Source organism: Dyella soli (assembly GCF_054482295.1).
On record NZ_JBTFFU010000004.1, the window covers coordinates 219,587 to 244,702 of the forward strand.

Annotated in this window: 17 protein-coding genes; 11 read left to right on the top strand and 6 right to left on the bottom strand. The window is 67.6% G+C overall.

Annotated features, from left to right (window positions below):
* Positions 1-117 precede the first annotated feature (117 nt).
* The gene (gene glk / locus ACXU4B_RS17390; RefSeq protein ID WP_425481446.1) at positions 118-1,173 is read right to left on the bottom strand and encodes a glucokinase; all 1,056 of its coding nucleotides are present in this window, start codon (positions 1,171-1,173) and stop codon (positions 118-120) included.
* Positions 1,174-1,590: 417 nt separating this feature from the next.
* On the opposite strand from glk, the gene ACXU4B_RS17395 reads away from it, so the two are divergent.
* The 5 genes from ACXU4B_RS17395 (at position 1,591) to ACXU4B_RS17415 (ending at position 8,361) form a co-directional block, all read left to right on the top strand.
* Positions 1,591-2,877, top strand: coding sequence for a sugar MFS transporter (locus tag ACXU4B_RS17395; protein WP_131413137.1), 1,287 nt, complete (start codon positions 1,591-1,593; stop codon positions 2,875-2,877).
* A gap of 93 nt (positions 2,878-2,970) precedes the next feature.
* Entirely contained in the window at positions 2,971-4,023 is a 1,053-nt protein-coding gene (locus ACXU4B_RS17400) for a LacI family DNA-binding transcriptional regulator (protein ID WP_131413135.1), read from the top strand.
* A gap of 62 nt (positions 4,024-4,085) precedes the next feature.
* The gene (locus tag ACXU4B_RS17405) at positions 4,086-5,120 is read left to right on the top strand and encodes an SIS domain-containing protein (RefSeq protein ID WP_131413133.1); all 1,035 of its coding nucleotides are present in this window, start codon (positions 4,086-4,088) and stop codon (positions 5,118-5,120) included.
* Entirely contained in the window at positions 5,120-6,280 is a 1,161-nt protein-coding gene (nagA, locus tag ACXU4B_RS17410; protein ID WP_131413131.1) for an N-acetylglucosamine-6-phosphate deacetylase, read from the top strand. The genes ACXU4B_RS17405 and nagA overlap by 1 nt, the downstream gene beginning before the upstream one ends.
* A gap of 104 nt (positions 6,281-6,384) precedes the next feature.
* The gene (locus tag ACXU4B_RS17415) at positions 6,385-8,361 is read left to right on the top strand and encodes an alkaline phosphatase family protein (RefSeq protein WP_131413129.1); all 1,977 of its coding nucleotides are present in this window, start codon (positions 6,385-6,387) and stop codon (positions 8,359-8,361) included.
* A 39-nt stretch (positions 8,362-8,400) separates the two neighbouring features.
* On the opposite strand, the gene ACXU4B_RS17420 is transcribed toward ACXU4B_RS17415, so the two are convergent.
* Positions 8,401-10,044, bottom strand: a complete 1,644-nt coding sequence (locus tag ACXU4B_RS17420; protein ID WP_338069402.1) for an LTA synthase family protein — start codon at positions 10,042-10,044, stop codon at positions 8,401-8,403.
* A 273-nt stretch (positions 10,045-10,317) separates the two neighbouring features.
* Between ACXU4B_RS17420 and ACXU4B_RS17425 the strand changes: the two genes are divergently transcribed.
* From ACXU4B_RS17425 to thrC, 4 genes are all read left to right on the top strand, one after another.
* On the top strand, positions 10,318-12,303 hold the full coding sequence (locus tag ACXU4B_RS17425) for a bifunctional 2',3'-cyclic-nucleotide 2'-phosphodiesterase/3'-nucleotidase (protein ID WP_131413125.1): 1,986 nt from the start codon (positions 10,318-10,320) through the stop codon (positions 12,301-12,303).
* Between the two features lie 366 nt (positions 12,304-12,669).
* Complete coding sequence (locus ACXU4B_RS17430) at positions 12,670-13,764, top strand: homoserine dehydrogenase family protein (RefSeq protein WP_131413501.1); 1,095 nt, start codon at positions 12,670-12,672, stop codon at positions 13,762-13,764.
* Positions 13,764-14,738: a homoserine kinase gene (locus ACXU4B_RS17435; protein WP_131413123.1), complete on the top strand. Its 975-nt coding sequence runs from the start codon at positions 13,764-13,766 to the stop codon at positions 14,736-14,738. Before ACXU4B_RS17430 ends, ACXU4B_RS17435 begins: the two co-directional genes overlap by 1 nt.
* Positions 14,735-16,072: a threonine synthase gene (gene thrC / locus ACXU4B_RS17440; RefSeq protein WP_131413121.1), complete on the top strand. Its 1,338-nt coding sequence runs from the start codon at positions 14,735-14,737 to the stop codon at positions 16,070-16,072. Before ACXU4B_RS17435 ends, thrC begins: the two co-directional genes overlap by 4 nt.
* 85 nt (positions 16,073-16,157) lie before the next feature.
* On the opposite strand, the gene ACXU4B_RS17445 is transcribed toward thrC, so the two are convergent.
* The 4 genes from ACXU4B_RS17445 to ACXU4B_RS17460 form a co-directional block, all read right to left on the bottom strand.
* On the bottom strand, positions 16,158-17,612 hold the full coding sequence (locus ACXU4B_RS17445; RefSeq protein ID WP_131413119.1) for a glucoamylase family protein: 1,455 nt from the start codon (positions 17,610-17,612) through the stop codon (positions 16,158-16,160).
* Positions 17,613-17,692: 80 nt separating this feature from the next.
* Complete coding sequence (locus tag ACXU4B_RS17450) at positions 17,693-20,752, bottom strand: TonB-dependent receptor (protein ID WP_240734188.1); 3,060 nt, start codon at positions 20,750-20,752, stop codon at positions 17,693-17,695.
* A 27-nt stretch (positions 20,753-20,779) separates the two neighbouring features.
* Positions 20,780-21,826, bottom strand: a complete 1,047-nt coding sequence (locus ACXU4B_RS17455) for a LacI family DNA-binding transcriptional regulator (protein WP_240734187.1) — start codon at positions 21,824-21,826, stop codon at positions 20,780-20,782.
* A 339-nt stretch (positions 21,827-22,165) separates the two neighbouring features.
* Positions 22,166-22,738 carry a hydrolase gene (locus ACXU4B_RS17460; protein ID WP_131413115.1) on the bottom strand — a complete coding sequence of 191 codons (573 nt, stop codon included), beginning with the start codon at positions 22,736-22,738 and terminating at the stop codon, positions 22,166-22,168.
* Positions 22,739-22,856: 118 nt separating this feature from the next.
* On the opposite strand from ACXU4B_RS17460, the gene ACXU4B_RS17465 reads away from it, so the two are divergent.
* Both ACXU4B_RS17465 and ACXU4B_RS17470 read left to right on the top strand, forming a co-directional pair.
* Complete coding sequence (locus ACXU4B_RS17465; RefSeq protein ID WP_131413113.1) at positions 22,857-23,072, top strand: hypothetical protein; 216 nt, start codon at positions 22,857-22,859, stop codon at positions 23,070-23,072.
* A 442-nt stretch (positions 23,073-23,514) separates the two neighbouring features.
* Positions 23,515-25,110 carry a 2-isopropylmalate synthase gene (locus ACXU4B_RS17470; protein ID WP_131413111.1) on the top strand — a complete coding sequence of 532 codons (1,596 nt, stop codon included), beginning with the start codon at positions 23,515-23,517 and terminating at the stop codon, positions 25,108-25,110.
* Positions 25,111-25,116: the final 6 nt, after the last annotated feature.

The window sequence follows — 25,116 nt, forward strand, 5'->3', positions numbered from 1 at the left end:
GGTTTCCTCCCCTCGAAGGCGTATCGGCAGCGGATGTATGTGGGTCGTCCGGCTGCGGCTTGGCTGTCTGGGCTTGCGCCCGGTTCAATGCAACTCAATGCAACGGGTGCTGCGGTGTTACGTCGGTGCTGCGTTCTCCCCTGGCCGTACGTGTTGCCCGTCCAGATACAGACCGGCCGCGCCGATCACACCGAGCTGGCCGTGTTCCATCAGTCGTACGGGAACCTGCTGCAAGAAGGCGCGCATCACGCCCTTGTTGAAAAAGCGCTGCCGGAACTGGCTGGCGAGGAGCACATCGCGGATCTGCGGCAGGATGCCGCCGGCCAGGAACACGCCGCCGCGCGCGCCGTAAAGGAGCGTCAGGTCGCCGACAAAACTTCCGAGCAGACTGCAGAAAACGTCCAGCGCCTCGATGGCCGCCGCGTCGCTGCGTTCCAGCGCCGCCTGGGTCACCTGGCTGGGCAGGGCCAGCGTCGGCGCCTGCTTGCGCAGGTCGCAGATCGCCCGATAGAGATTGAGCAGGCCCGGGCCGGACAGGGCATGCTCGAAGGATACGTAGGCGCGGTCGCGGGCGAGCCAGCGCAGGATCTCGATCTCGCGCTCGTTGCCCGGCGCCAGCGCGATCTGCCCCGCTTCGGTAGCCAGCACGGTGGCGTGCGGATGGCCCGGCAACAGCACGGCCGAACCCAGGCCGGTACCCGGGCCCATCACCAGCACCGGACCGGTCGCGGGCGGCGCGCTGGTCTCGATCACCGGCGTGGTGTCCGCCTGCTGCAGGAACTGGGTGGCATAGGCCACCGCCTCGAAATCGTTGATGACGGCGAGCTGCTCGATGCCCAGGCTGTCGCGGATATCGCGGATGGACACCGGCCAGGGCAGGTTGTCGTTGACGATGGCGTCGCCGAGCACATAGCCGGCGCTGGCCACGGCGCAACGATCGACGTGCACGGAGCGGTCGAGCTGGCCGACGAAATCCTTGAGCACGGCCGTGAGGCTCGGCCATTCGGCGCAGGCGTAGCGGTGGTACTGCAGCACGGTGACCGGGCGCGTGCCGTCCGGGTGCTGGCTGACCAGCCCGATACGCGCATGCGTGCCGCCGACGTCCGCCGCGAGAAACACGTCGCCCTGCGTCGCCCGCTTGCGCGCACCGCTGTGGTTGGCCAGTTCCCCCACGCCCCCTCCCGTCATCCGTTCGTCACGCCTTTGTCAAAAGCGCCTCCAATTTGGCCGGAGTCTGGTAACGGATGACAACGTTGTCAACAGGACTTATTTCCGGCTCGCCACGGTGGTTTGCGGCATCGCAGCATCACGGCACCGAGACCCTTCCCCGGCTATGCTGGAAAACGGCCTGAGACCTTGCCTGAAGCCAACCAATCGCCACATGACAGCGCTGGACAAAGGCTTGACGCGGCGCGCCATGACGGCGTCGCGGGCAGCCCCGACGGCGCCGGCCGCGCGGCCTTTCCGCTGACCGGCGGACGACAGCAATTGACAACGTTGCTAGTTAGCGCGGATAAAAGGTCATTCGGGGGAGTCATGGCCGCCGGCCATGCAGTCAGTCATCGGAAACCCGCGGGGAGTCCTCACCACATGTCGTCAACCACTCTTGCCGCCGGCGAGCCACGCGCATCCAGCGTGGTGCCGATGCTGATCATCGGCGTGCTGTTCTTCATCTTCGGCTTCGTCACCTGGCTCAACGGCCCGCTGATCACCTTCGTGAAACTGGCCTTCAACGTGGATGACGTGTCCGCGTTCCTGGTGCCGCTGGTGTTCTATTTCTCGTATTTCTTCCTGGCCATTCCGTCGTCGAGCGTGCTGCGCCGCACGGGCATGAAGAAGGGCATGGGCCTGGGCCTGTTCGTCATGGCCATCGGCGCGGTGATGTTCGGCCAGTTCGTCAGCATGCGCGTGTTCTATCCCGCGCTGGTGGGCCTGTTCGTGATCGGCGCGGGCCTCGCCCTCCTGCAGACGGCGTCCAATCCGTACATCAGCATCCTGGGCCCGATCGACAGCGCCGCGCAGCGCATCGCCTTCATGGGCATCTGCAACAAGATCGCCGGCGCGCTGGCGCCGTTCGTGTTCGGCGCGCTGGTGCTGACCGGCATCGCCACCTTCGACCAGCAGGTGAAGGCGGCCCCGACACCGGAAGCGCGCGAGGCGCTGCTCAGCGCGTTCGCCGCCAAGATCCACATGCCGTACATGATCATGGCCGGCCTGCTGGTGCTGCTGGCGATCTGGGTGATCCGTTCGCCGCTGCCGGAGATCAAGCCGGCCGGCGCCAACAGCGAGGCCGAGATCGGCCACGACAAGGGTGGCATCTTCAGCTTCCCCCACCTGTGGCTGGGCGTGCTGTGCCTGTTCCTCTACGTGGGCGTGGAAGTGATGGCGGGCGACGCCATCGGCACCTACGGGCAGGGTTTCGGCCTGCCGCTGGACGAGACCAAGCACTTCACCTCGTTCACGCTGGTGGCGATGCTGCTGGGCTACCTGGCCGGCCTGGTGCTGATTCCCCGCGTGATATCGCAGCAGAGCTACCTGGCCGTGTCGGCCGTGCTCGGCGTGCTGTTCACGCTAGGCGCGTACTTCACCCAGGGCTATGCCTCGGTGACCTGCGTCGCCGCGCTGGGCTTTGCCAACGCGATGATGTGGCCGGCGATCTTCCCGCTGGCCATCAAGGGACTGGGCCGCCTCACCGAGCGTGGTTCGGCGCTGCTGATCATGGCGATCGCCGGTGGCGCGCTGGTGCCGCAGCTGTTCGTGCACCTGAAACAGCACTTCAACTTCCAGCTGGTATTCATGGCCCTGATGGTGCCCTGCTACCTGTACATCCTGTTCTACGGCGTGCGCGGCCATCGCGTGGGCCAGCACGCCCACTGAGCCTGACACGAGGCGGCGCACCGGGCGTGGCGCCGCCGCCCAGCAGCGAGCCGCTGGGCTACGATGCCTGTTCCGTTCTGCCGGAGTTCCCCGTTGCGCAACCCCACCATCAAGGACGTCGCCAAGCGTTCGGGCGTGTCGCTCAAGACCGTCTCGCGCGTCATCAACCGCGAGGCCTCGGTGCGCAGCGACACGCGCGAAAAGGTCGAGCGGGCGATCGAGGCGCTGGGCTACCAGCCCAACTTGTCCGCCCGCGGCCTGCGCAGCACGCATGCGTATGCGATCGGACTGGTCTACGACAATCCCAACGCGCACTACGTGATCAGCATGCAGGACGGCGTGCTGTCCGCCTGTCGCGAACGCGGCTACGGCCTGCTGATTCATCCCTGCGATGCGACCTCGCCCGATCTCGCCGACGAACTGTGCGCGCTGGTCGAACGCAACCGGCTGGCCGGCCTCGTACTGGCGCCGCCGATGTCCGAGCAGGCGGAGCTGATCGCCAAGCTGATGCATAACGACATCGGCTTCGTGCGCATCATTTCCTCGCGTGACGATCCGCACGACGGCTCCCCTTGCGTCTACATCGACGACCGCAGCGCGGCGTATGCGATTACCGAGCACCTGATCCAGCTCGGCCACACGCGCATCGGCTTCCTGTGGGGCGAGCCGCACCACCGCTCCAGTCCCGAGCGGTACCAGGGCTACGCGGACGCCCTCAAGGACTACGGCATCGCGCTCGACAAGAAGCTCGTGATCCCCGGCCGCTATGCCTTCGACGACGGCTTCCGCGGCGCGCGCAAGCTGCTCGCGCTGAAGGATCCGCCCACGGCCATTTTCGGCAGCAACGACGAGATCGCCGCCGGCGTGCTGGCGGCGGCGCGGTCGAGCGGCCTGGACGTGCCCTGGAACCTCTCCATCGCCGGCTTCGAGGACAGTCCGTTCTCCAAGCAGGCGTGGCCCGCACTGACCACGGCACGGCAGTCCACCAGCGACATCGGTCGGCATGCCGCGCTGCAGCTGATGGCCGAACTGCAGCACAAGGCCGGCGGTACCGTCGAGATGCCGCCCAACGAATGTTTCATCCCCGAACTGGTGGTGCGCGGCTCCACCGCGCCACCGCCAACCCCAGCGCCGCGCAAGGGCTGAGCGCGCGCCGCGAGCGCGCCCTCCCCACGCGGCCGGTGTCCACGCAAGCCATCGAGAAAGCCATGAAAGAAGCCAGTTCCACCCTGATGTACCGCGAAGCCCAGGAGTCGGCCGCGGTCGTCGAGCGCCAGCTGCGCGAGAACGCCCAGGTGCTGAAGTCGCTCGGTGAGCAATTGCGCGCGAAGCCGCCGCGCTTCATCGCGACGTGCGCGCGCGGCAGCTCCGATCATGCGGCCGCCTACGCCAAGTACGTGTTCGAGACGCGCCTCGGGCTGATCACGGCCTCGGCTTCGCCGTCGATCTCCTCGATCTACGATGCCGACCTGCACCTGGATGGCGCGCTGTTCGTGGCCATCTCGCAGTCCGGCAAGAGCCCGGACCTCCTGCGCAGCGCGCAGGCTGCCAAGGACGCCGGCGCACAGGTGCTGGCGCTGGTGAACGTGGAGGATTCGCCGCTGGCCGCGCTGGCCGATACGGTGATCCCGCTGCGTGCCGGCCCGGAGCTGAGCGTGGCGGCGACCAAGAGCTACCTGGCCACGCTCGCGGCCATCCTGCAGCTCACCGCGCACTGGACCGACGATGCGGAGCTGCACGCCACCGTGGCACGCCTGCCCGACGACCTTCGTCGCGGCTGGGACGCGGACTGGAGCGCACTGACCGATGGCCTGCGCGATGCGCGCAACCTGTTCGTGGTCGGTCGCGGCTTCGGCTTCGGCGCGGCGCTGGAAGCGGCGCTCAAGCTCAAGGAAACCTGCGGCCTGCACGCGGAAGCGTTCAGCGCGGCGGAAGTGAAGCACGGGCCGATGGCCCTGGTGGGCGATGGCTTCCCGGTGCTGTTCTTTGCCCAGGACGACGGCACGCTCGACAATACGCTGGCAGTCGCGGACGAATTCCGCGCACGCGGCGCACGCGTGTGGGTCGCCGCGCCGGGCAACGGCCATCCGGACAAGCTGTCGCTGCCGGAAGGCATTTCGCCGATCGTGACGCCGCTGCTGACGGTACAGAGTTTCTACCGCGCCGCCAGCGCACTGGCACTGTCGCGCGGCTACGATCCGGATGTACCGCCACATCTGCGCAAGGTGACGGAGACCATGTAATGACCACGCCGCAGGCACTCATCGCGCTCACCAACGGTCGCGTGCTCACCGATCACGGTCCGCAGGACGGCCTGGCGGTGCTGGTGCGCGGCGAACGCATTGAAGCCATCACGCATGCCGGCGACCCGCGAGTCGCGGCCGCGCAGGCGCATGACCTCAAGGGCCGGCTGTTGCTGCCCGGCTTCATCGACGTGCAGGTCAACGGCGGCGGCGGCGTGCTGTTCAACGCCGAGCCCACCGTCGAGGCGCTGGCGGCGATCGGCGCCGCGCATCGCAAGTTCGGCACCACCAGCTTCCTGCCGACCCTGATCACCGACACGGCCGAGGTCATGTGCAAGGCGCTCGACGCGGTCGATGCGGCCATCGAGCAGGGCGTGCCGGGCGTGCTCGGCATCCATCTCGAAGGCCCGTTCCTCGCCACGGCGCGCAAGGGCATCCACGATGCCAGCCTGTTCCGCCTTCCCGATCCGAACGACGTCGCGGCCATCACGCGCCACCGGCGTGGCGTGGTCATGCTCACGCTCGCGGTGGAAGAAGTACCGCTCGATACCATCCGCCAGCTCAGCGAGGCCGGCGTGATCGTGGTCGCGGGCCACACCGCCGCGACCTACGACACCACGCGTGCAGCGCTCGATGCGGGCGTCACCGGCTTCACCCATCTGTACAACGCGATGACCCCGCTGGGCAGTCGCGAGCCGGGCGTGGTCGGCGCGGCGCTGGACGATCCGCACAGCTGGTGCGGGCTTATCGTCGATGGCCATCACGTGCATCCCGTCGCGCTGCGCGTGGCCATTGCCGCCAAGGCCAGGGGCAAGAGCGTGCTGGTGACCGATGCGATGCCGCCGGTGGGCGCGGACAGTCCCGAATACGTGCTCAATGGCCAGACCATCGTCGCGCGCGACGGCATCTGCCAGAGCGAGGCGGGCGTGCTCGCCGGTTCGGCGCTGGACATGGCCACCGGCGTGCGCAACCTGGTGAACATGGTCGGCTTGCCACTGGCCGAAGCTTCGCGCATGGCCAGCGCCTATCCGGCGGCGTGGCTCGGGCTCGACCGCACGCATGGCCGCCTGGTGGCGGGCCAGCGCGCCGACTTTGCCGTGCTCGACGATGCACTGGTGGCGCACGAAACCTGGATCGGCGGCGTGCGCTACGCCGTCTGATCCCAGCGTCGCCTCCCCCGGCGGAGGCGACGTGGCGCCGCCACCAAACTGCAACACCGCTTCACCAGCATGTATGGTTTGTCGCCGTCCACCAGGGGCCATGCATGCTACTTCCACTACCTCGTGCGCTACGCCGCATCGCGGGCATCGCGATGCTTGCCGCTTTGTCCGTGTCCCAGCCTGCGGCCGCCGCGCATCGCGTGATCGTGTTTGTCTGGGATGGCATGCGCCCGGATGCCGTGAGCGCCGAGGACACGCCCAACCTGCTTGCCCTCGCCCGCCGCGGCAGCTGGTTCGACGACAACCACGCCACCTATCCCACCTTCACCATGGCCAATGCGTCGAGCTTCGCCACGGGTGCGTTCCCGGGCCCGATCGGCTTCTATGGCAACCGCTTCTGGTCGCCGGGGGGCAGCGGCAAGGACGCGAAGGGCCAGGCGGTCGACCTGCGCAATCCGGTGTACACCGAGGACTACGCCGTGCTACGCAGCCTCGATGGGCATGACGGGCATGCACTGCTCGAACTGCCCACGCTGTTCGATGCCGCGCACAAGGCCGGGCTGACGACCGCCGTGGTGGGCAAGTCCGGGCCCGCCTTCCTGCAGGATTACCGGCTGGCGAACGACGGCAGCCAGGGCGTGCTGCTCGACGAGAACACCGCGCTGCCGTTGCGCTTCGCCAAGGAACTGCAGCAGGCCGGCTTTCCCTTGCCGGCACGCGCCGCCAACACCTATGGCGAGGGCGAGCTCTCCCTGCGCGAGGACAACGGCTCGCCCACCGAGCAAGGCAAGCTGCAGACGCTGAAGGACGGCGTCAGCTCCGATGCCACCGTCGCCGTCGACACGCCGCCCACCGCGGCGAATGCGTGGCTGATGAAGGTGTACCTGGAGCAGATCCTGCCGCGCCATCGCCCCGACCTGAGCGTGGTGTGGCTGCGCAACCCCGACACCACCGAGCATCTCTATGGCGTCGGTTCGCCGGAATTCCATCTGGCCCTGCAGGCGCAGGATGCGCTGCTCGGCGCGCTGGAGGCGAAGCTGAAGGCACTGGGCATGGACCGCGATACCAACCTCATCGTGGTCTCCGATCATGCGCACAGCAATGTCGCCGGCGCGCGCGAGCTGTTTCCGCTGCGACAGATCAATGACGGCCGCGTGGCCGGCGTCGACAACGCCTGGGGGTATTCCGTGTCCGGGGGCGTGCGCCTCGCCGACCAGCTCACGCGCGCAGGCTTCACCGCGTTCGACGGCTTTGGCTGCATCTACGCCCCGGTGATGAGCGGGCTGCGCCGTGACGGCTCCCCGCTGATGCCCACCCGCTACGACGATGACGGCAGCCTTTGCGGCAAGCCGGGCCCGTACACCACGCCGGGCTACAAGGTGCCCGACCCGCTGCCCAGGGGTGCACTGGTCATCGCACCCAATGGCGGCACCGAGTATCTCTATCAGCCCGAGCACGACGCGGCGGTGGTCAGGCGTGCCGTGCGCTGGCTGCAATCGCGCGACTACGTGGGCGCCATCTTCGTGGCGGGACGCTACGGCAAGATCCCCGGCACGCTGCCAGCGGAGAACGTTCACCTGGAACATGCCACGCGCGGCCCGGACATCATCATCAGCTACGCCTGGGATGCCGATGCCGTCGTGCAGGGCTTTCGCGGCACCGAGTACAGCAGCCAGACCAACGAGCGCGGCACGCACGGCAGTTTCAGCCCCATCGACGTGCACAACACGTTGCTGGCCGCAGGCCCGGATTTCCGCACCGAGTTCCGCGACACGCTGCCGAGCGGCAACGTGGACGTCGCGCCCACCGTCGCGGCCCTGCTCGACCTTCCGCTGGCGCGCGCACAAGGCCGCGTGCTGCACGAGGCATTGAACGGCACCCTCGCCCGCCCGCTCGATGCCTTCCAGGTGACGTCCGCCCAGTGGCGTCCCGCGCAAGCGGCCACCGGCCTGAGCGTGCAGCGCATCGACGGCAGCAGCCTGCCGGCCAGCGAGTACAGCTTCGTGGTGCAGCTCAAACGGCTGCAGACGGAAGGTACGACGTATACCTACTTCGACTTTGCCAGGCCGGAACGCCATTGACCACGCCCCGGGTCGCGCCAGCGCGCGACCCGGCCGTCGTCACTCGTACACGTGCAGCCGGTTGAAGATCCAGGCGTGGTACGACTTCACCAGCTCCGGCTGCGCGCAGTCGGTGTACAGGCCGTTGCAACGCGAGCGCAGCGCGATGGCCGCCGAGAAATAGGGGTCGGTCGGCAGGTCGGCGGCCTGCAGCACCATGCTCGGCAACAAGGCGATATCGAGCATCGGATAGCGCGGCAACGGCGCGCTGCCGAAATTGCTCTTGATCATGTAGTAGGTCAGGTAGTCCTTGCGCGAAGCCAGCTCCGCCGGCCAGGTGCGCGGCATGTCGCGGATCAGGCCGTTGAACGACGGCTGGTGGTCGCCAAAGTGCACCAGCACGGTGGGTTGCGCGCGATCGAGGAAGTCGTGTTCCAGGCCGCGCATGGCCACGTCGGAGTTACGCAGGTTGGACAGGTAGGTATTGAAGTTGATGCCCTCGCGCGACGGCAGGCCCTTGAGCAGCCCCTTGTTGAAGGGAGCCGGCAGCGACGACACCGGATCGCTGTCGTGCGGGCCATGCTGGGCGAGCGTGAGGATCATCACGAACACCGGCTGGCCCGGCTTCTTCACCTTGTCGTAGACGCGCTTGGCCGCGGCAAACATCTGCTTGTCGCTTTCTTCCCATTCCGGCAGGCCGAGCTGGGCCGCGTCGTAGAACTGGTCGAAGCCATAGGCCTTGTACGCGTTGCGGCCGTTGAGGAAGCTGCCGTTGGTCGGATAGATCGCCACGGTCAAGTAACCCAGGCGCTGCAACTGCATGGGCAGGCTGTCGCGCACGTGCGGCGCCAGCACATAGGGTGCGTACATGCCGCCGGGGCCGAAGATGTCCTGCGGCATGCCGGTCAGCGTGGCGAACTCGCTCACCCAGGTGCCACCGCCGAAGGTGTGCACACGCATCGGGCCGGTGGCGCGGGTGCGCGCATCGACCTTGAACATCGACACGCGGCACTCGGGGATGTTGCACTGGGTGAAGTTGGACGGATTGAAGGTGCTCTCTTCCAGCACCTGCACGATGTCCGGGTAGTTTTCCGGCTGGCGCGGGCTGGCCGACGGCTCGCCCTGTGCGGTGGCGCCCCATTCCTGCTCGGCCACGGCGTCGTCCGCCAGCGCGGGCAGCTGGATGTCCGAGTCGCTGAAGTTGACGAAGAAGTTGGTGATCTGGGCGTCGTCGGAAAGCTTCTCCCACGCATTCCTGGCGTGGACTTCCGCAAACGGACCGTTCGGCAGCAGGCAGATCCAGAACGCCAGCCCCCATGCGGCGACGCCGCCGAGGCGCGTCACCAGCGCCCGGCTCGGGCTCAGGTGGGCGAGCAGGCGGCGATCCCAGCGCCACAGCGCCCACAGCGCCAGCGGCGTGACCACGCCGACCACGATGGCCAGTCCGTACAGATGCGGGTAGTGCCCCAGCGTCTCCAGCAGGCTGCTGCGCGCGTAGTAGACGAAATCCGTCGGCATCAGCGGCGAATCGAGATAGCGCAGCTTGAGCACCGACAGGAAGTTGAGCCCGAGGAACAGGCCGCCACTCACCACCAGCGCCGTCGCCGGCCGGGCGAACGCGAACAGCAGCACGCCGAAGGCGCACACCATCAGCGCGATCACGAAGGCCTGCTGCAGCAGGGCGGGCTCACGCAGGGCAGTCATGCTCACGCAGAACAGGAAGAAACCTGCAGCGCAGAGCCATGCCGCACTTTTCCGCACGAAGCGTAGCGATAGTCGTGGCATAAAAGGAAAAGGCCCCCTGTTTGGCCTCAGTGTCATCTGGCTGCAATTCTACGGTCTTGCGACGGTCACAGGCACAATGGCCGGCAACGGGCAGATGGCGCCACCGTGCGGTTCAGCCACCGTTTCGCCGTCCCTGCGCCATGCCGATCTGCTAGGTTGCGCCCCTCGCACGCCAGCCAACGAACTTCGCCCATGCCCCCACGCCTGCTCCCCCTTGCCGTCCTTGCCGGCGCCCTGCTCGCCGGCTGCGCCAGCCAGGCCTTGCAGCCCGCCTCGTTGCCGGACGGCAGCCGGGCCCGGGTCGCCGTGCTGGAAACCACCGACGTCCACTCCACCGTGCTCAGCTACGACTATTACAAGCAGCGCGAGGACGACTCGGTCGGCTATGAGCGCACGGCCACCTTGATCCGCCGCGCCCGCGCCGAATTTCCCGACAGCTTCCTGTTCGACAGCGGCGACACCATCCAGGGCAGCGTGCTGGCCGACTACCAGGCCCAGGTGCAGCCCGTGGGCTGCGGCGAGGAACTGGGTATCTACCGGGCCATGGACGCGCTCGGCTACGACGGCGGCACTGCCGGCAACCACGAGTTCAACTACGGCCTGGGCTTCCTCTCGCAGGTCACCGGCACGCCGATGAACGTGGAAGGCGGCCACGCCGACCGCTGCGCCGGCCCGCATTTCCCGCTGGTGCTGGCCAACGTGTTCAGCGCCCGCGACGGTGCGCCGATCTTCCGGCCGTGGACCGTGGTGCAAAAGGACATCGCCGTCACCGCGCCCGACGGCAGCAGCCGCCGCGTGCCGCTCCGGGTCGGCATCATCGGCTTCACCCCGCCGCCCATCCTGGAATGGGACAAGCAGAACCTCGCCGGCAAGGTCACCGTGACCGGCGTGGTCGAGGCCGCGCAGAAATACCTGCCCGAACTGCAGGCGCAGCACCCCGACCTCATCGTCGCCGTGCTGCACGGCGGCCTCGATACGGCCGCCTATGGGCCGGAGATGGAAAACGGCGGCTGGTACCTGGCCGGCCTGCCCGGCATCGACGCCCTGCTGCTTGGCCATTCGCATACCGAATTCCCCGGCCCTCACTACGCGGGGATGCAGGAGGTGGATGCCGCGCGCGGCTTCGTGCGCGGTACGCCGGCCGTGATGGGCGGCTTCTTCGGCAAGGACCTGGGGGTCATCGCGCTGTCGCTGGAACGACGGGATGGCCACTGGATCGTCGACAAGGGGCAGACGCACAGTGAAGTGCGGCCGATCTGCCCGGCCAAGAACGTCTGCGTCCCGGCCGACCCGACCATCGCGCCGCTGGTGAAAACGGCCCACGAGGCCGCCGTGGCCCATGTGAATACGCCCATTGGCGAGACGCGCCTGCACCTGAGCAGCTATTTCGCCGACGAGGGCAACATGAGCGCGCTGGCGCCCGTCAACGCGGCCATGCGCGATTACGTGCAACGCGAATTGCCCCGGCTGCACCCCGAACTGGCCGCCTTGCCGGTGCTCTCGGCCGCTGCCGCGTTCCGCACCGGCTTCGGCGGCCCGGACGATTACACCGACGTCGCCGTCGGTCCGCTGACCCTGCGCAGTGCCGCGGACCTGTACTTCTACCCCAATACGCTGGCGGCAGTGAAAGTGGATGGCGCCGGCCTCAAGGCATGGCTGGAAAAGTCGGCGCAACGCTTCAACCGCATCGACCCCACGCGGGAAGGCGAGCAGGCGCTGATCAATCCCGGCCTGCCCGGCTACAACTTCGACCAGATCCAGGGCGAGCTCAGCTACCTCGTCGACGTGTCGAAGCCGGAAGGCCAGCGCATCGTCGACCTGCGCTACCAGGGCAGGCCGGTGACGCCGCAACAGCCGTTCATCGTGGCCACCAACAACTACCGCGCCAGCGGCGGCGGCAACTTCCCTGGACTGGACGGCACGAACACGGTGCTGGCCGCACCCGATGGTGCGCGCGAGATCCTCGCCCAATGGCTGCAACGGAACCGGATCATCGACGCGAAGGACCTGCCGGCCAGTTCATGGCGCTTCGCCCCGCTGAAAACCCGCGGCGACGTGGTGTTCAAGGGCGCCGCCGGCAAGCAGGAGGTGGCGCGCGAAGCGGGCCTGCGCCACATCCGCCAGCTCAGGGACAACGGCGACGGCACGGCGACCTACGCGATCGGGTTGTCGCCCTGAGCCGGGCCGCCAAAGTTACAAATGAATCAGTTGACTGCAATGCAGCATCGCGCCTAAGGTCGGGCCATGTCGCCGTCATTCGCGCCAGCACGCAGGTTTGTCCTTCCGGTCACCACCGGACGCGTGCCGTCCTGCGCCGGCGTCATGATCTCCGCCACGATGACCTCCACCACGACCACTATTACCACCGGGTCGGGGTGGGTTTCCGTGCGCGAATAAGTTTCCCAACGCAAACGGCCCCGCCCTCGATGAGGCGGGCCGGTGCACACTCCGAGACCGCCAGCGAGCACGGGCCCCGACCTGGAGGCCACCGTGAACCTTGCTGCATCGCCATCTGCTGAACGACCGTCGCTTCCGCCGCATGCCATGGCGCTGCCGACGGTCACCGCACGCCAGCGCGTGCTCGCCGTGGGCCTGATCGGTCCCGGCCGTGTCGGCAGCGCCCTGCTCGACCAGCTGCGCGCCGCGCAGCCGCGACTGGCACGTGCCGGACTGGAGCTCAAGCTCTGCGGCGTGGCCGCCAGCCGCCGCATGTGGCTGGACGCCGACGACCCGGAACTCAACGGCCGCCACGACAGCGCCCAGACCTGGCGACCGAGCAACCTCGACGAGTTCGCCGCGCACGTACGCGGCAACGACGGCCGCCACGCGCTGCTGATCGATTGCAGCGCGAGCGAGGCCGTCGCCGCGTGCTATGCCCGCTGGCTGGATGCCGGCCTGCATGTGGTCACGCCCAACAAGCTCGCCGGCAGCGGTCCGCTCGAGCGGCTCCAGGCGATCCGCTCCGCCTGCCGCGCGGGCATGCGCTTTCGCTACGAGGCCACCGTCTGCGCCGGGCTGCCCGTGGTGCAGACGCTGCGCGACCTGCTCGACACCGGTGACGAACTGCTGGCGGTCGAGGGCATGTTCTCCGGCACGCTGGCCTGGCTGTGCCATCGCCACGACGGCAGCCGGCCGTTCTCCCAGCTGGTGCGCGAGGCGCATGCACTGGGCTATACCGAGCCCGATCCGCGCGACGACCTGTCCGGCCTCGACGTCGCCCGCAAGCTGGTGATCCTCGCCCGCGAGGCTGGCTGGTCGCTGTCGCTGGAAGACGTCGACGTGCAAAGCCTGGTGCCGCCGGAGCTGGCCGCGCTGCCGCTGGACGATGCGCTGGTGCAACTGGATCGCCTCGATGCGCCGATGGCCGGGCAGCTGGCCCTCGCGCAGACGCAAGGCAGCGTGTTGCGCCATGTCGCCAGCCTCGATGCGCACGGGCGCGCCAGCGTGCGCCTTGCGATACTGCCCGCCGCGCATCCGTTTGCGCATACGCGACTCACGGATAACATCGTGCAGTTCACCACGCGCCGCTACCGTGACAATCCGATGCTGGTGCAAGGGCCGGGCGCAGGGCCCGAAGTGACGGCGGCCGGCGTGTTCGCCGATCTGTTGCGCATTGCCGAATCGCTGGAGGTACGCTGATGAATGCCCAGGTGGCCGACCCCATGACGTCCCCGCAGCGCGCCGAGAGCGCACAGGCCATGGCTTATGCCAGCGTGGGCAACGTGGCGGTGGGCTTCGACATCCTTGGCCACAGCGTGGCGGGTGCCGGCGATCGGGCCCTGGTGCGTCGCATCGACGAACCCACCGTGCGCATCGCTGCCGTCCACGGCCGCGTGACCGACCTTCCGCTGGAAGCCGGGCGCAACACCGCCGGCGCGGCGCTGCTCTCGCTGCGCCGCGCGCTGGGCCTGCGCCATGGCTTCGAGGTGGAACTGCACAAGGGCATCGCGCTTGGTTCCGGCATGGGCGGCTCGGCCGCGTCCTGCGTCGCGGCACTGGTGGCCGCCAACGCCCTGCTCGAACGACCGCTGCCGCGCGAATCGCTGTACGGCTTCGCGCTCGATGGCGAGGTGATTGCCAGCGGCAGCCGCCACGGCGACAACCTTGGCCCGATGCTGCTGGGCGGTCTGGTGCTGGCCACGCGCGACCGCCTGCTGCGGCTGCCGGTACCTGAGGCCTGGCACTGCGCACTGGTGCATCCGCATGTGGTGCTGGAGACGCGCCAGTCGCGCGCCGCGCTCGCGGGCGGCTTTGCGCTGCACGACGTGGTGGCGCAACACGCGAATCTTGCCCTGGTGCTGGTCGGTTGCCATCGCGGTGACGCCACGCTGGTGCGCGAAGGCCTCAAGGACGTGCTGGTGGAACCCCGCCGCGCGCCGCTGGTGCCTGGTTTTGCCAGGGTGAAGCAGGCGGCGCTGGACCACCAGGCACTGGGCGCCAGCATTTCCGGCGCAGGCCCGAGCGTGTTCGGCTGGTACGAGCGGCGCGAGGACGCCGAGCGCGCCGCCGCCGCGATGGCCGCCGCCTTCGCCGACGAAGGGCTCGACAGCGATGTCCTGGTATCGCCCATCAACGGGCCGGCCGCCAACCTGATCGCGGAGGACGCGGCATGAGCGAGCCGCTGCTCTATCGCAGCACGCGCGGCAACAGTCCGGCGGCACGCATCGACGAAGTGATCGCCGCCGGGCTGGCGCCCGATGGCGGCCTGTACGTGCCCGAGGCCCTGCCGCGGCTCGATGCCTCCGCGTTCGATCCGCACGGCTCGCTGGCCGACACCGCGGCCACGCTGCTGGCGCCGTTCTTCGCCGGCAACCCGCTGGCCGATGCCTTGCCGGCCATCTGCCGCGACGCGCTCGATTTTCCGGTGCCGCTGCGTGTGCTGCCCCATCACCAGGATGCCAGCGTGCTGGAGCTGTTCCACGGTCCCAGTGCCGCGTTCAAGGACGTGGGCGCACGCTTCCTCGCCGCCTGCTTCCGCCGCCTGCGACCGGCCGGCGCCGCGCCGCTCACCATCCTGGTGGCCACCTCGGGCGACACCGGCGCGGCGGTGGCCGCGGCCTTCCACCGCCAGCCCGGCGTGAACGTGGTGATCCTCTATCCCGACGGCCTGGTGTCGCCGCGCCAGGCGCATCAACTGGGCTGCTTTGGCGACAACGTGAAGGCCTTGCGCGTGGCCGGCCGCTTCGACGATTGCCAGCAGATGGTCAAGGCCGCGCTCCGCGATGTGAAGCTGCAGGTACAGCTGCCGCTGTCATCGGCCAACAGCATCAGTCTCGGCCGCCTGTTGCCGCAGATGAGCTACTACGCGCATGCCGCGCTCGGCTGGTGGCGGCGCCATCGCACGCCGCTCAATTTCATCGTGCCCACGGGCAACCTCGGCAATGCGCTGGCCTGCCTGTGGGTGCGCGAGATCGGCCTGCCGGTGGGCGAGATCCGCCTGGCCTGCAATGCCAATGCGACGCTCAGCGACTATTTCGATGGTGACCCCTACACGCCGCGCGCAGCCGTGGCCACGCTGGCCAACGCGATGGACGTGGGCGCGCCCAGCAATTTCGAGCGCCTGCGCTGGACGTTTCCCCACGACTACGAGTTGCGCATGCAGTTGCATGCCGACAGCGTGGACGACGAGACCATCCGCGAGACCATCGTGCGCCACGCCAGCATCCACGGCGAACTGTTCTGTCCACATACGGCCACCGCCGTCCATCTGCTGGACGGCATGCAGGGCTCGGGTCATGCGCTGCCATGGGCGGTGGTGGCGACCGCGCACCCGGCGAAGTTCGATAGCGTCGTCGAGCCGCTGGTGGGTCGACGCATCGACGTGCCGCCCGCCCTGGCCGCCATGCTGCAGCGGCCTGCGGGCGCGGAACCGCTCGCAGCCAGCGACGCGGCACTGAGGGCCTGGCTGGTACGGCAGTCGGAACAGGAACGCGTGGCCGCGGGCTGAGGAGGCGCCAGCGACATGAGCTGCTCGCGTTCGTTGGCGGGCAGCAGCCTGGCCACCCACGTGTCGCGCGCGGTAGCGCATGCGGCTAGCGGGCCTTGTCCAGCCAGCCGCCGGTGAACCCGGCGCGCTGCAGGCCCTTGCGGACGTACGGATTCTTGCGCATCACCTTCCACACCAGGCCGCTGCGCCAGTTCTCGATCATCAGCACGATCGGGCCCTGGTCGATGCCGATCTGCTTGTCGTCGGCCCAGCCCATGCCCGGCACGGCGCGACCTTCGGCGGGGGTGAGGCTGGTGTCGTAGCTCGGGTTGAAGGCGTCGACGAAACCGTACTGGCCGTAGACGGCGTCGCCATAGCGCGTCTTCATCTCCATCAGGGCGGGCACCACGATCTCCGGCGCGAAGGCGATGGAGCCGCCCGCGGCCGTCGGCGCAATGGTGCCGTCATCGGACACGTAGTCGCGCCCTGCCCCGCGCGCGGTGTAGCCGTAGAAGGCGCGCGTGCTGCCGTCGTTGCGCTTGACCACCGCATCGCCCGGCCCGTTGCAGGCGGTCAACCCCCATACGTTTTCGCCATAGCCGGTCCAGTGGTTCGGATTGACGATGGCATAGGCGCGCTGGGAAAAGGTGGCACGCCGGCTGTTCTCGAAATAGTCGAGCCCGTGCTCGCTGCTCCATGCGTCCTGGATGCCGCGGAAATCGATCCAGGCCTGGCTGTACTGGTGACCGAACAGTGGCGCGAAGTTGAGGAAGGTCTGGCCCTGGAATTCGCCCCAGGTCTGCGGGTAGGTCTTTGCCCACGCCGCCCACGCGCCGTCTTCGATCGGGTGCGTCGGCGAGCCCAGCGCCAGCACATACACCAGCATGCCTTCGTCGTAACCCTTCCAGTCGGCCTTGATGAACTTGCCGCCCGGCGTCCAGCCCATGCTGATCAGCGGTGCGCGTGGCTGCATCCACGTCCATTCGACGCGACGGTAGATGGCATCGGCGAGGTCGCGGATTTCCTTTTCCCTGGCCGTGTGGCGGTCGAAGTAGGACTGCGCGAACAGCACGCCGCCCAGCAGCAGGGTGGTGTCCACACTGGAGAGCTCCACGCCGCGGGCATGGCGCTTGCCGGTCTGCATGTTCAGGAAGTGGTAGTAGAACCCGTGGAAGCCGGTGGCGCCGTCTTCGCTGTCGTCCTGCGGCGCGTCATTGAAGAAGTGCAGCGTGGCCAGCGTGCGGTCGATGGCCTGGGCACGGGTCACGTAGCCGCGCTCCACGCCGACGCCGTACGCCGTGAGCGCGAAGCCCACCGAGGCGATGCTGGCAAACGACGGGCCCGGGTAGTGATCGGGCACCAGCCCGGTCTTCGGATCGGCACTGTCCCAGAACCACTGGAAGGTGCGCTTCTCCAGGTCGTCGATGGCCGCGCGCTGTGCGGGCGGCAGCGTCTCGTAGCCATTGGCGGTGGTACTCGCCGGAGCGTGCGCGGCACAGGCGATCCCGGTGGAGAACAGCCATGCGCCCGCCAGGGCGGCGCGGAGTATTCGCTTGATCATGATCTCAAGCCTTTCCAGGAGAGGCCCGCGTGTGCGGGCCTCGTCAGGCGCCATCGTCGTGACGGCCGGGAGGTACTGCCTCAGAAGTTGATGCCGGCGGTGACCTTCAGGGTACGCGGATAGCCCGTGATGTCACCGGTCGGGTTATAGATGACGGGCGTCTTGTTGAGGACGCCGTTGGAGCCATAGCTCTCGAGGTAGTTCACGTAGTTGTGCCAGTTGAACGCGTTGATCAGGTCGATGCGTACATAGCCATTGAAATTGCCGTAGATGCGGAAGTTCTTGGTCGCCTGCAGGTCGATATCGCGGTAACCAAAGACCTTGCCGCCGATGATGAACTTGCCCGTGCCCGGCGGCTTGGCCGCGAGACCGCGACAGCCGCTGCCCGCGATGGTGCCGGTGTCCACGCCCGTGGGAACTCCGCCGTAGCACGCCAGGTTGATGTCCGGAACGGGCGTGGCCAGGGTCAGCTTGCCACCGAAGACAAAACCCCACGGGCCGTCGAGCGAGCCGGTCGCCACCAGGCGATGCTTTGAGATGCCCGGCGCCGTCACGAAGGGATAGTGGCCGATCTTCTCGTAGTCGAACGCATACTGGTCGGTCGGGTCATTGTTGTCATTGTTCTTCAGCGCATGCGTATAGGTATACGCAAACGTGGCGCCCCAGTGCGATTCCGGCGTATACGGCTTGTCCGCCGACAACAGCACCTGATCGGTCTTGGTGGTCAATCCGTTGTTGCCGATGATCAGGGCGCCAAAGCCCGGAATGCCGTTGCCAAACGGTTGATTGGCGTACTTGGTGCCATCGGGGTTGGTGAAGACCTTCCAGAAGCTGCCATCCGGGTAGCGGTCGCCCAGGGTGAAGACCACGCCGTCGTAGCTCTTGATGCTCACCAGGGTGACGCTGGTGTTCCATTCGCCGAGCTTGTTGCGCATGCCCAGGCTGAGCTGGTCGGAGTGCGGCGTGCGGATATTGTTGTTGAGCAAGTCCACTTCCTTGCCCGCGGACGAACCGGCCACCAGCGCCTGCAGGTTCGGGATGCTCAGGTATTTCGGGTCCCACGCAAGGCAGGTATTGCTGGGCGTGCACGGCGCCAGCGGCGTGTTGAAGAACAGCGTGGGCTGCGACAGCACCGACTTGGTCTGCTCCACCTGCAGCGTTTCGTACAGGTTGCGGTCGTAGGCGCGACCCCAGCCGCCGAAGATCACGTGCTCTTCGTCGCCGAACAGGTCATCGGAAAAACCGAAGCGCGGTTGCACCTGGCCCTTGTGGGCGCTGCGGTTGTTGCCGGTGCTGATGTAGTCGTTGATGTTCACGCCGCCCTTGGCCAGGGTCTGTGCATAGGTCTGGCCGGCAGGCGCATTCGGGTCCTGCAGGTTGAACGCCGACACCACGTCGGCCGGCGTCACGTAGTCGAGATACGACGGCGTCTTTTCGTAGTCCCAGCGCACGCCCAGGTTCAAGGTCCAGTGATCGTCGACCTGCCAGTCGTCCTGGATGTAGGTGCCGAACTGCTTGTCGCGACTGGTCGCCTCCGGACTCAGGCCCGGCACGGGCGAAGCGAAGATCACCTTGTACGGAATCGACTCGGTGCCCGTGGGCGCCACGGCGTAGCTGAACAGGGCATTGGAGTCGCCGGCGTCCTGCGCGGTCAGCTTCACCGACTTGAACTTCACGCCCATCTTGATCACGTGGTCGCCGTGCCACTCGATGTCGTTGAAGGTGAAGTCGTCGGAGATCGACGGGCCCTTCTGGCCCTTGTTCTGGAACGCCAGCGGCGAGTTGCCGGTCTGGATCAGGATGGAGTTCTGGTTGTTGTACGGCGTGTAATTGGCGCCTGCGCCGGTGATGATCGGCGACGGCGTGTAGAAGGCGTCTTCGTACGTGGCCTGCAGGCGGTTGAACCAGCTGTCAGTGCTGTGATCCCAGCGAATGTCAAAGCGCTTGTCGGTGTTGTCGGTGTTCAATGCGGCTGACGCCGTGTTGATGCCACCGACACCGCTGATCTGGGTTTCGTCACGGTATTTCGCGCTGACTTCGATGCGGTCGCGATCGGTGGGCTCCCAATCGACCTTGCCGAACCAGTCGTTCTCCTTGAACGGCAGGCTGGCCGTGCCGATCTGCTTTTGCACGTCCGGTGGCAGCTGCGGCCAGAGGGACGAGTCGCCCTGCGGCACCACGGCCTTGGGCGTGTCGAATTCCTTGCCTTCATAGGCGATGTAGAAGTGCGCCTGGTCCTTGAGGATGGGCCCGCCGAAGTCGAAGCCATAGTCCTTTTCGTGCGACGGCTGTTTCTTGCCGGTGGTCGCTTCTTCGTTCGGCAGGATGGCGCGCATGGTGGTGTTGGTGTAGCTGCCGAACACGTTGCCGTGGAACTGGTTGGTGCCCGACTTGGTTTCCGCCGTCACGGCCGCACTGGAGACCTGGTCGTACTCCGCCTTGTAGTTGGAAGTGATGACCTTGTACTCGGCGATGGCCAGCTGCGGGAACGGGTTGCCCTGGCTGCCGGTCTGGCCGGTGATGCCACCCGGCAACACGTAGTTCTTCTGGCCCACGCCGTCGATATAGACGTTGATGTTGCTCGTCGCCTGGGCGCCCGAGCGAAGGCTGGTATTGCCGCTGGAGTCACGCGTGAACACCATGCCCGGCACGGTATCGGCGAATTCGAGGAAGTTGCGCGAGGCCGCCGGCGTGGTGTCGATCTGGCGCAGCGAAACCTGGGTGCCGACCTCGGAGGTCTTCACTTCCTGCAGGGTGGTGGCGCTCACCGTCACCGTGCCGAGGTTGGTGGCGTTGGCACCGGGCGCCGCGGTGGCGGCAGCCGCGGCGGCCGCCAGGTTCAGCGTTGCGGTGGTGCCGACCTGCACCGTCACGGTGCGCTCGGTGCCCGGGCCCGCATCGACCTGGTAAGTGCCCGGCTGCAACCCGACCAGCGCATAGCTGCCGTCCTTGTCGCTGTGCGTGCGCCGCACCGAGCCGGTGGCGACGTTCTTGGCCACCACGTCGGTATCGGCGGCGGCCTTGCCGCGCAAGGTCGCGTCAGAGGTCTGGGCCGACGCCAGCATCGGCACGGCCGAGGCCATCGATGCGGTGATCAGTGCCGCCAACAGGTGCTTTTTGTTTTTGCGGTAGCTGTTCATGGATCTCCCCTTGCTCAAGGCGATCGTTCAGTGGAGCGGTGATGGGTTGGTCGGTAAAGCTCTTGACTGGTTTGCCCCGCACGAATTGCGCACGATGACGTCGCAGCCGAGGGTGCGGACGCTTGCACCGGACTGCACCTTGCCTTCCATCAGTTCGGACAGCATGAGCAGCGCGCTCTTGCCCAGGTCCGCAATGCGCACGCGCACCGTGCTGAGCGGCGGTGAGACGTAGCGGGCAATCAGGATGTCGTCGAACCCGGCCACGGCGATGTCGCCCGGGACCTTGAGGCCGGCCTCCCTGAAGGCGGAGAGACAGCCGACCGCCATCATGTCGTTGGCCGCGAACACGGCGCGTGGCAGCTTTTTTTGCGCCAGCAGTTCGCGCCCGGCGGCATAGCCGGATTCCTCGGTGAAGTTGCCGGCGACGACGTTGACCGGGATCTTCGGCGCATGCGCGACCATGGCGGCCCGATAGCCCTTTTCGCGCTGCTGCGCGTCGAAGTTGCGGGCGGGACCGGCGATGAAGGCCACGCTGGCGTGGCCCATCTCCAGCAGGTGGCGCACCATCGCATTGGCACCGGCGAAGTTGTCGATGTTGAGCGCCGGGTAGCGCTTGTCTTTCACCGGCGTGTCGAGCAGCACCACCGGCAGCTCCGCCGGCACGTTGGCTTCCAGGAACTCGGCGTCGACGAAGTCGGAGAGCATGATGAGGCCGTCGACGCGCCCGCGCATGGTGCGCACGGCCGCGGCGGCTTCCTCGGCGCCATCATGCGAGCTGGACACCAGCAGGTGCAGCCCACGCGCCCGTGCGGCCAGGTCGATGCCGCGGATCAGCTCGGAGAAGAATTCGCCGTAGAGGTCGGGCAGCACCGCGCCAATCGTGTGGGTGCGCCGGGTGATCAGGCTGCGCGCCGCATTGTCCGGCACGTAGTGCAGGCGCGCGGCGACCTTGCGGACAATGTCCTGCGTTTCCACGGTGACCCCGCCGCTGCCGTTGAGCACGCGCGACACCGATGCGATCGAGACCTTGGCCTCGCGCGCTACATCCTTGATGGTGGCCTTCTTGGTCGTCACGTCCGCTCCCCGGGGTTGCAGCGCGTGGCTCCCCCGGCCACGCTGCAAAATGAACGTAAACGTTTTCATCAAAACTTGTAAAGGCGCAAATCCGGCCGTTTCTCGCTGCACCGCAAAATCCCGGTCCCGCCTGAGTGGGCTCACGCTCGCACCGGGGCAGGCACCGCGACGCCGCGTCAGGTTTACGGCAGCGCAGCATCCAGCTGGTCGCGTAGGGGGAAACCGTTCACCTGGGGAGGGCGACCCGGCGGCGGCGCCGGGTCATCCGTGCCCGGGCGGCCCCTGGCGCGCGAAGATCGGCTCGTGGGCCGTAAAGGTTTCCATTCGATGGCGCGAGGGTCAGCCCAGCGCCTGCAACACCTCATCGGTGGAACGCACCCGGCCCAGGCGGGGGAATATGTTCTCCACCGCGAAACGGTGGTGATCGGCGCCGGACGAGCTCATGGCGTCTTCCACCAGCACCTGGTTGAAGCCCAGCTCGAAAGCCTGGCGGGCGGTCGATTCCACGCCGATGTTGGTGGAGATGCCGCCGAGCACGATCTGGGTGATGCCGCGACGGCGCAGCTGCAGTTCCAGCTCGGTGCCGTAGAAAGCACCCCACTGGCGCTTGATGATGTGGATGTCGCCGTCGGCCACGTTCAGCTGCTCGGCGTAGTCCCACCAGTCGCCCGGCACGCTGCCACCGGTCGGCGGCATCCGGTCGGCCAACGGCCGCAGCATGTCGCGGCCATCCGCCGAAAAACCCACGCGCACCAGCACGACCGGCGCACCCAGTTCACGGAAGCGCGCGGCCAGCCGGCCCGCACGCTCGTAGACCTCGTCGGCGCGGTGCGGACCGGCAGCGAACGGTGCAATGCCCTTTTGCAGGTCGATCAGCACCAGGGCCGTGGTGCGGGGGTCGAGCTTTTCCATGGTGGTGCTCCCGATGCGCGGCGCGAGGCTGGCCCCCGGCCGCCGCGGTGAAAGTAGAAGCGTCTGACGGCGTCGACGCAACAGGCGGCTGCCCCTGTGCCGGCGGCAGCGACTGTCGGTGGCGCTCGTCGAATCGGGCGGGTCGGTGCCCATTCTGCTGGACCGCACCATACGTCAGCGGATGCGCGATGACCTCACCCGAAGGCACGCCTTCCATGCCCCCGGACTGTCCGCCATCGAGCCGGGGCCCGCGGCCATGGTCGTGCAGCAACTGGTGAAGGCCACCATGGCCCTGCCAAATCGAGCGTCAGGCGACGCATCGAAAAGCCGCTAAAACCCAGTTGCGGCGCGGCATGGCGCCATGCATGCATGCGCTCGCAAGTGACAAGCCGTAGCGACGCTGAACACGTGTCAAAAAATGTATGGACATCTGGACGTCCGAATGTACCCCCTGGCGCGCCGCCTTAAAAATTTCAAAAGAAACTGTTGACAACCCGTTGGAGCCCCCGCTACGGTCGGTTCCATGTCGCAGCGCAACAGCCAAGATCGCATAGCCGAACCGATCCGTCTCCCGACGGTCGCGGACCTGCTGCGGCTTCGCGACAACCTTCTTCTTGCCCTTGTACTCGTACTCCTTATTACCAACGGAGGTGCGGGCTGAGGGCGTGTGTCCAGGTAAAGCAAAACAAACCTGATACCACCTGAAAAACCCCGCACCCGGCAACGGATGCGGGGTTTTTTATTGCCCTCGGCGACGCACACAGCGGAGCTAAGCGATGAACCCCCAGGACCACCCGAACGACGAGAACAGCGACGTGGGCGACGCAACCGCCGAACGCGTCCGCATTTTCGACACCACCCTGCGCGACGGCGAGCAGGCGCCCGGCTTTTCGATGGATCGCCGCGCGAAGCTCCGCATGGCGCATGCGCTGGAGGGGCTGGGCGTGGACATCATCGAGGCCGGCTTTCCCAGCGCCTCGCCCGACGACTTCGGCTCCGTGGCGGAGATCGCCCGCGTGCTCCGCGGCCCCACCGTGTGCGGCCTTGCCCGCTGCCACGACAACGACATCGCCGCCTGCGGCCGCGCCCTGCAGGCGGCGCGCCACTCGCGCATCCACCTGTTCCTGTCCACCAGCCCGCTGCACCGCGAGCACAAGCTGGGCATGAGCAAGCAGCAGGTGATCGATGCCGCCTGCGCCGCCATCGAGCGTGCCAGGGGCCTTTGCCACGAGGTGGAATTTTCCGCCGAAGACGCGCTGCGCACCGAACGGGACTTCCTGGTCGAGGTGTTCAGCGCTGCCGCGGCCGCTGGCGCCACCACGCTCAACGCGCCGGACACGGTGGGCTACACCACGCCGACCGAGATCGCCGACCTGTTCACCTACCTGCGCCGGCACGTGCGCGGCGCGGACCAGGTGATCTTCTCCACCCATTGCCACGATGACCTTGGCATGGCCGTCGCCAACAGTCTCGCCGCGGTCGGCGCCGGTGCGCGGCAGGTCGAATGCACCATCAACGGCATCGGCGAACGCGCCGGCAATGCCTCGATGGAGGAGGTGGTGATGGCCCTGCGCGTGCGCCGGCCCTATTTCGGCGTCCAGACCGGCATCGAAACGCGCCGGCTGTACCCCACCTCGCGCCTGCTGACCCAGCTCACCGGGCAGTCGGTGGCGCGCAACAAGGCCGTGGTGGGTGAGAACGCCTTCGCGCACGAGTCCGGCATCCACCAGCACGGCATGCTCAAGCATCGCGGCACTTACGAAATCATGCGTCCGCAGGACGTCGGCATGGGCGAAACGCGACTGGTGCTCGGCAAGCACTCGGGCCGCCACGCGCTGCGCCAGCGGCTGCAGTCGATGGGGCACGAGGTCGACGAGGCCGCGATGGACAGCGTCTTCGCGCGCTTCAAGGCATTGGCCGACAAGAAGCGCGAGATCCACGACGAAGACCTGGAGGCCATCGCGCTGGGCCTGGACCCGGAGGCGATCGGCCCCTGGCGCCTGGTGCAGCTCAACACCAACTCGCACATGGGCGGCAGCGCGTCTGCGTCGGTGAAGCTGGCGCACGACAACGGGCACGAGATCGGCGAAGCGGCCATCGGCGACGGTCCGGTGGATGCGGTGCTGCGTGCGATCGAACGCGCCACCGGCACCACGCTGGATGTCACGCAGTTCCAGGTGCGCGCGGTCAGCGAAGGAGGCGACGCGCAGGGCCAGGCCCAGCTGACCGCCCGCCACGCCGAGCGCGACTGGCGCGGCAACGGTGTCAGCACCGACATCATCGAAGCGACCGCGCATGCCGCCCTCGCCATCGTCAACCGCATCGAGCGACGCGCACCGGCCACTCCGCCGGCCGCCGTCGCGCGCCTGTGATCCCGA

Bases quoted from the DNA above. Each gene is read 5' to 3' on its own strand.
- ACXU4B_RS17395 (WP_131413137.1), top strand. From the start codon at position 1,591: ATGTCGTCAACCACTCTTGCCGCCGGCGAGCCACGCGCATCCAGCGTG.
- ACXU4B_RS17405 (WP_131413133.1), top strand. From the start codon at position 4,086: ATGAAAGAAGCCAGTTCCACCCTGATGTACCGCGAAGCCCAGGAGTCG.
- nagA (WP_131413131.1), top strand. From the start codon at position 5,120: ATGACCACGCCGCAGGCACTCATCGCGCTCACCAACGGTCGCGTGCTC.
- ACXU4B_RS17415 (WP_131413129.1), top strand. From the start codon at position 6,385: ATGCTACTTCCACTACCTCGTGCGCTACGCCGCATCGCGGGCATCGCG.
- ACXU4B_RS17420 (WP_338069402.1), bottom strand. From the start codon at position 10,044: ATGACTGCCCTGCGTGAGCCCGCCCTGCTGCAGCAGGCCTTCGTGATC.
- ACXU4B_RS17425 (WP_131413125.1), top strand. From the start codon at position 10,318: ATGCCCCCACGCCTGCTCCCCCTTGCCGTCCTTGCCGGCGCCCTGCTC.
- ACXU4B_RS17430 (WP_131413501.1), top strand. From the start codon at position 12,670: ATGGCGCTGCCGACGGTCACCGCACGCCAGCGCGTGCTCGCCGTGGGC.
- ACXU4B_RS17435 (WP_131413123.1), top strand. From the start codon at position 13,764: ATGAATGCCCAGGTGGCCGACCCCATGACGTCCCCGCAGCGCGCCGAG.
- thrC (WP_131413121.1), top strand. From the start codon at position 14,735: ATGAGCGAGCCGCTGCTCTATCGCAGCACGCGCGGCAACAGTCCGGCG.
- ACXU4B_RS17445 (WP_131413119.1), bottom strand. From the start codon at position 17,612: ATGATCAAGCGAATACTCCGCGCCGCCCTGGCGGGCGCATGGCTGTTC.
- ACXU4B_RS17450 (WP_240734188.1), bottom strand. From the start codon at position 20,752: ATGAACAGCTACCGCAAAAACAAAAAGCACCTGTTGGCGGCACTGATC.
- ACXU4B_RS17460 (WP_131413115.1), bottom strand. From the start codon at position 22,738: ATGGAAAAGCTCGACCCCCGCACCACGGCCCTGGTGCTGATCGACCTG.
- ACXU4B_RS17470 (WP_131413111.1), top strand. From the start codon at position 23,515: ATGAACCCCCAGGACCACCCGAACGACGAGAACAGCGACGTGGGCGAC.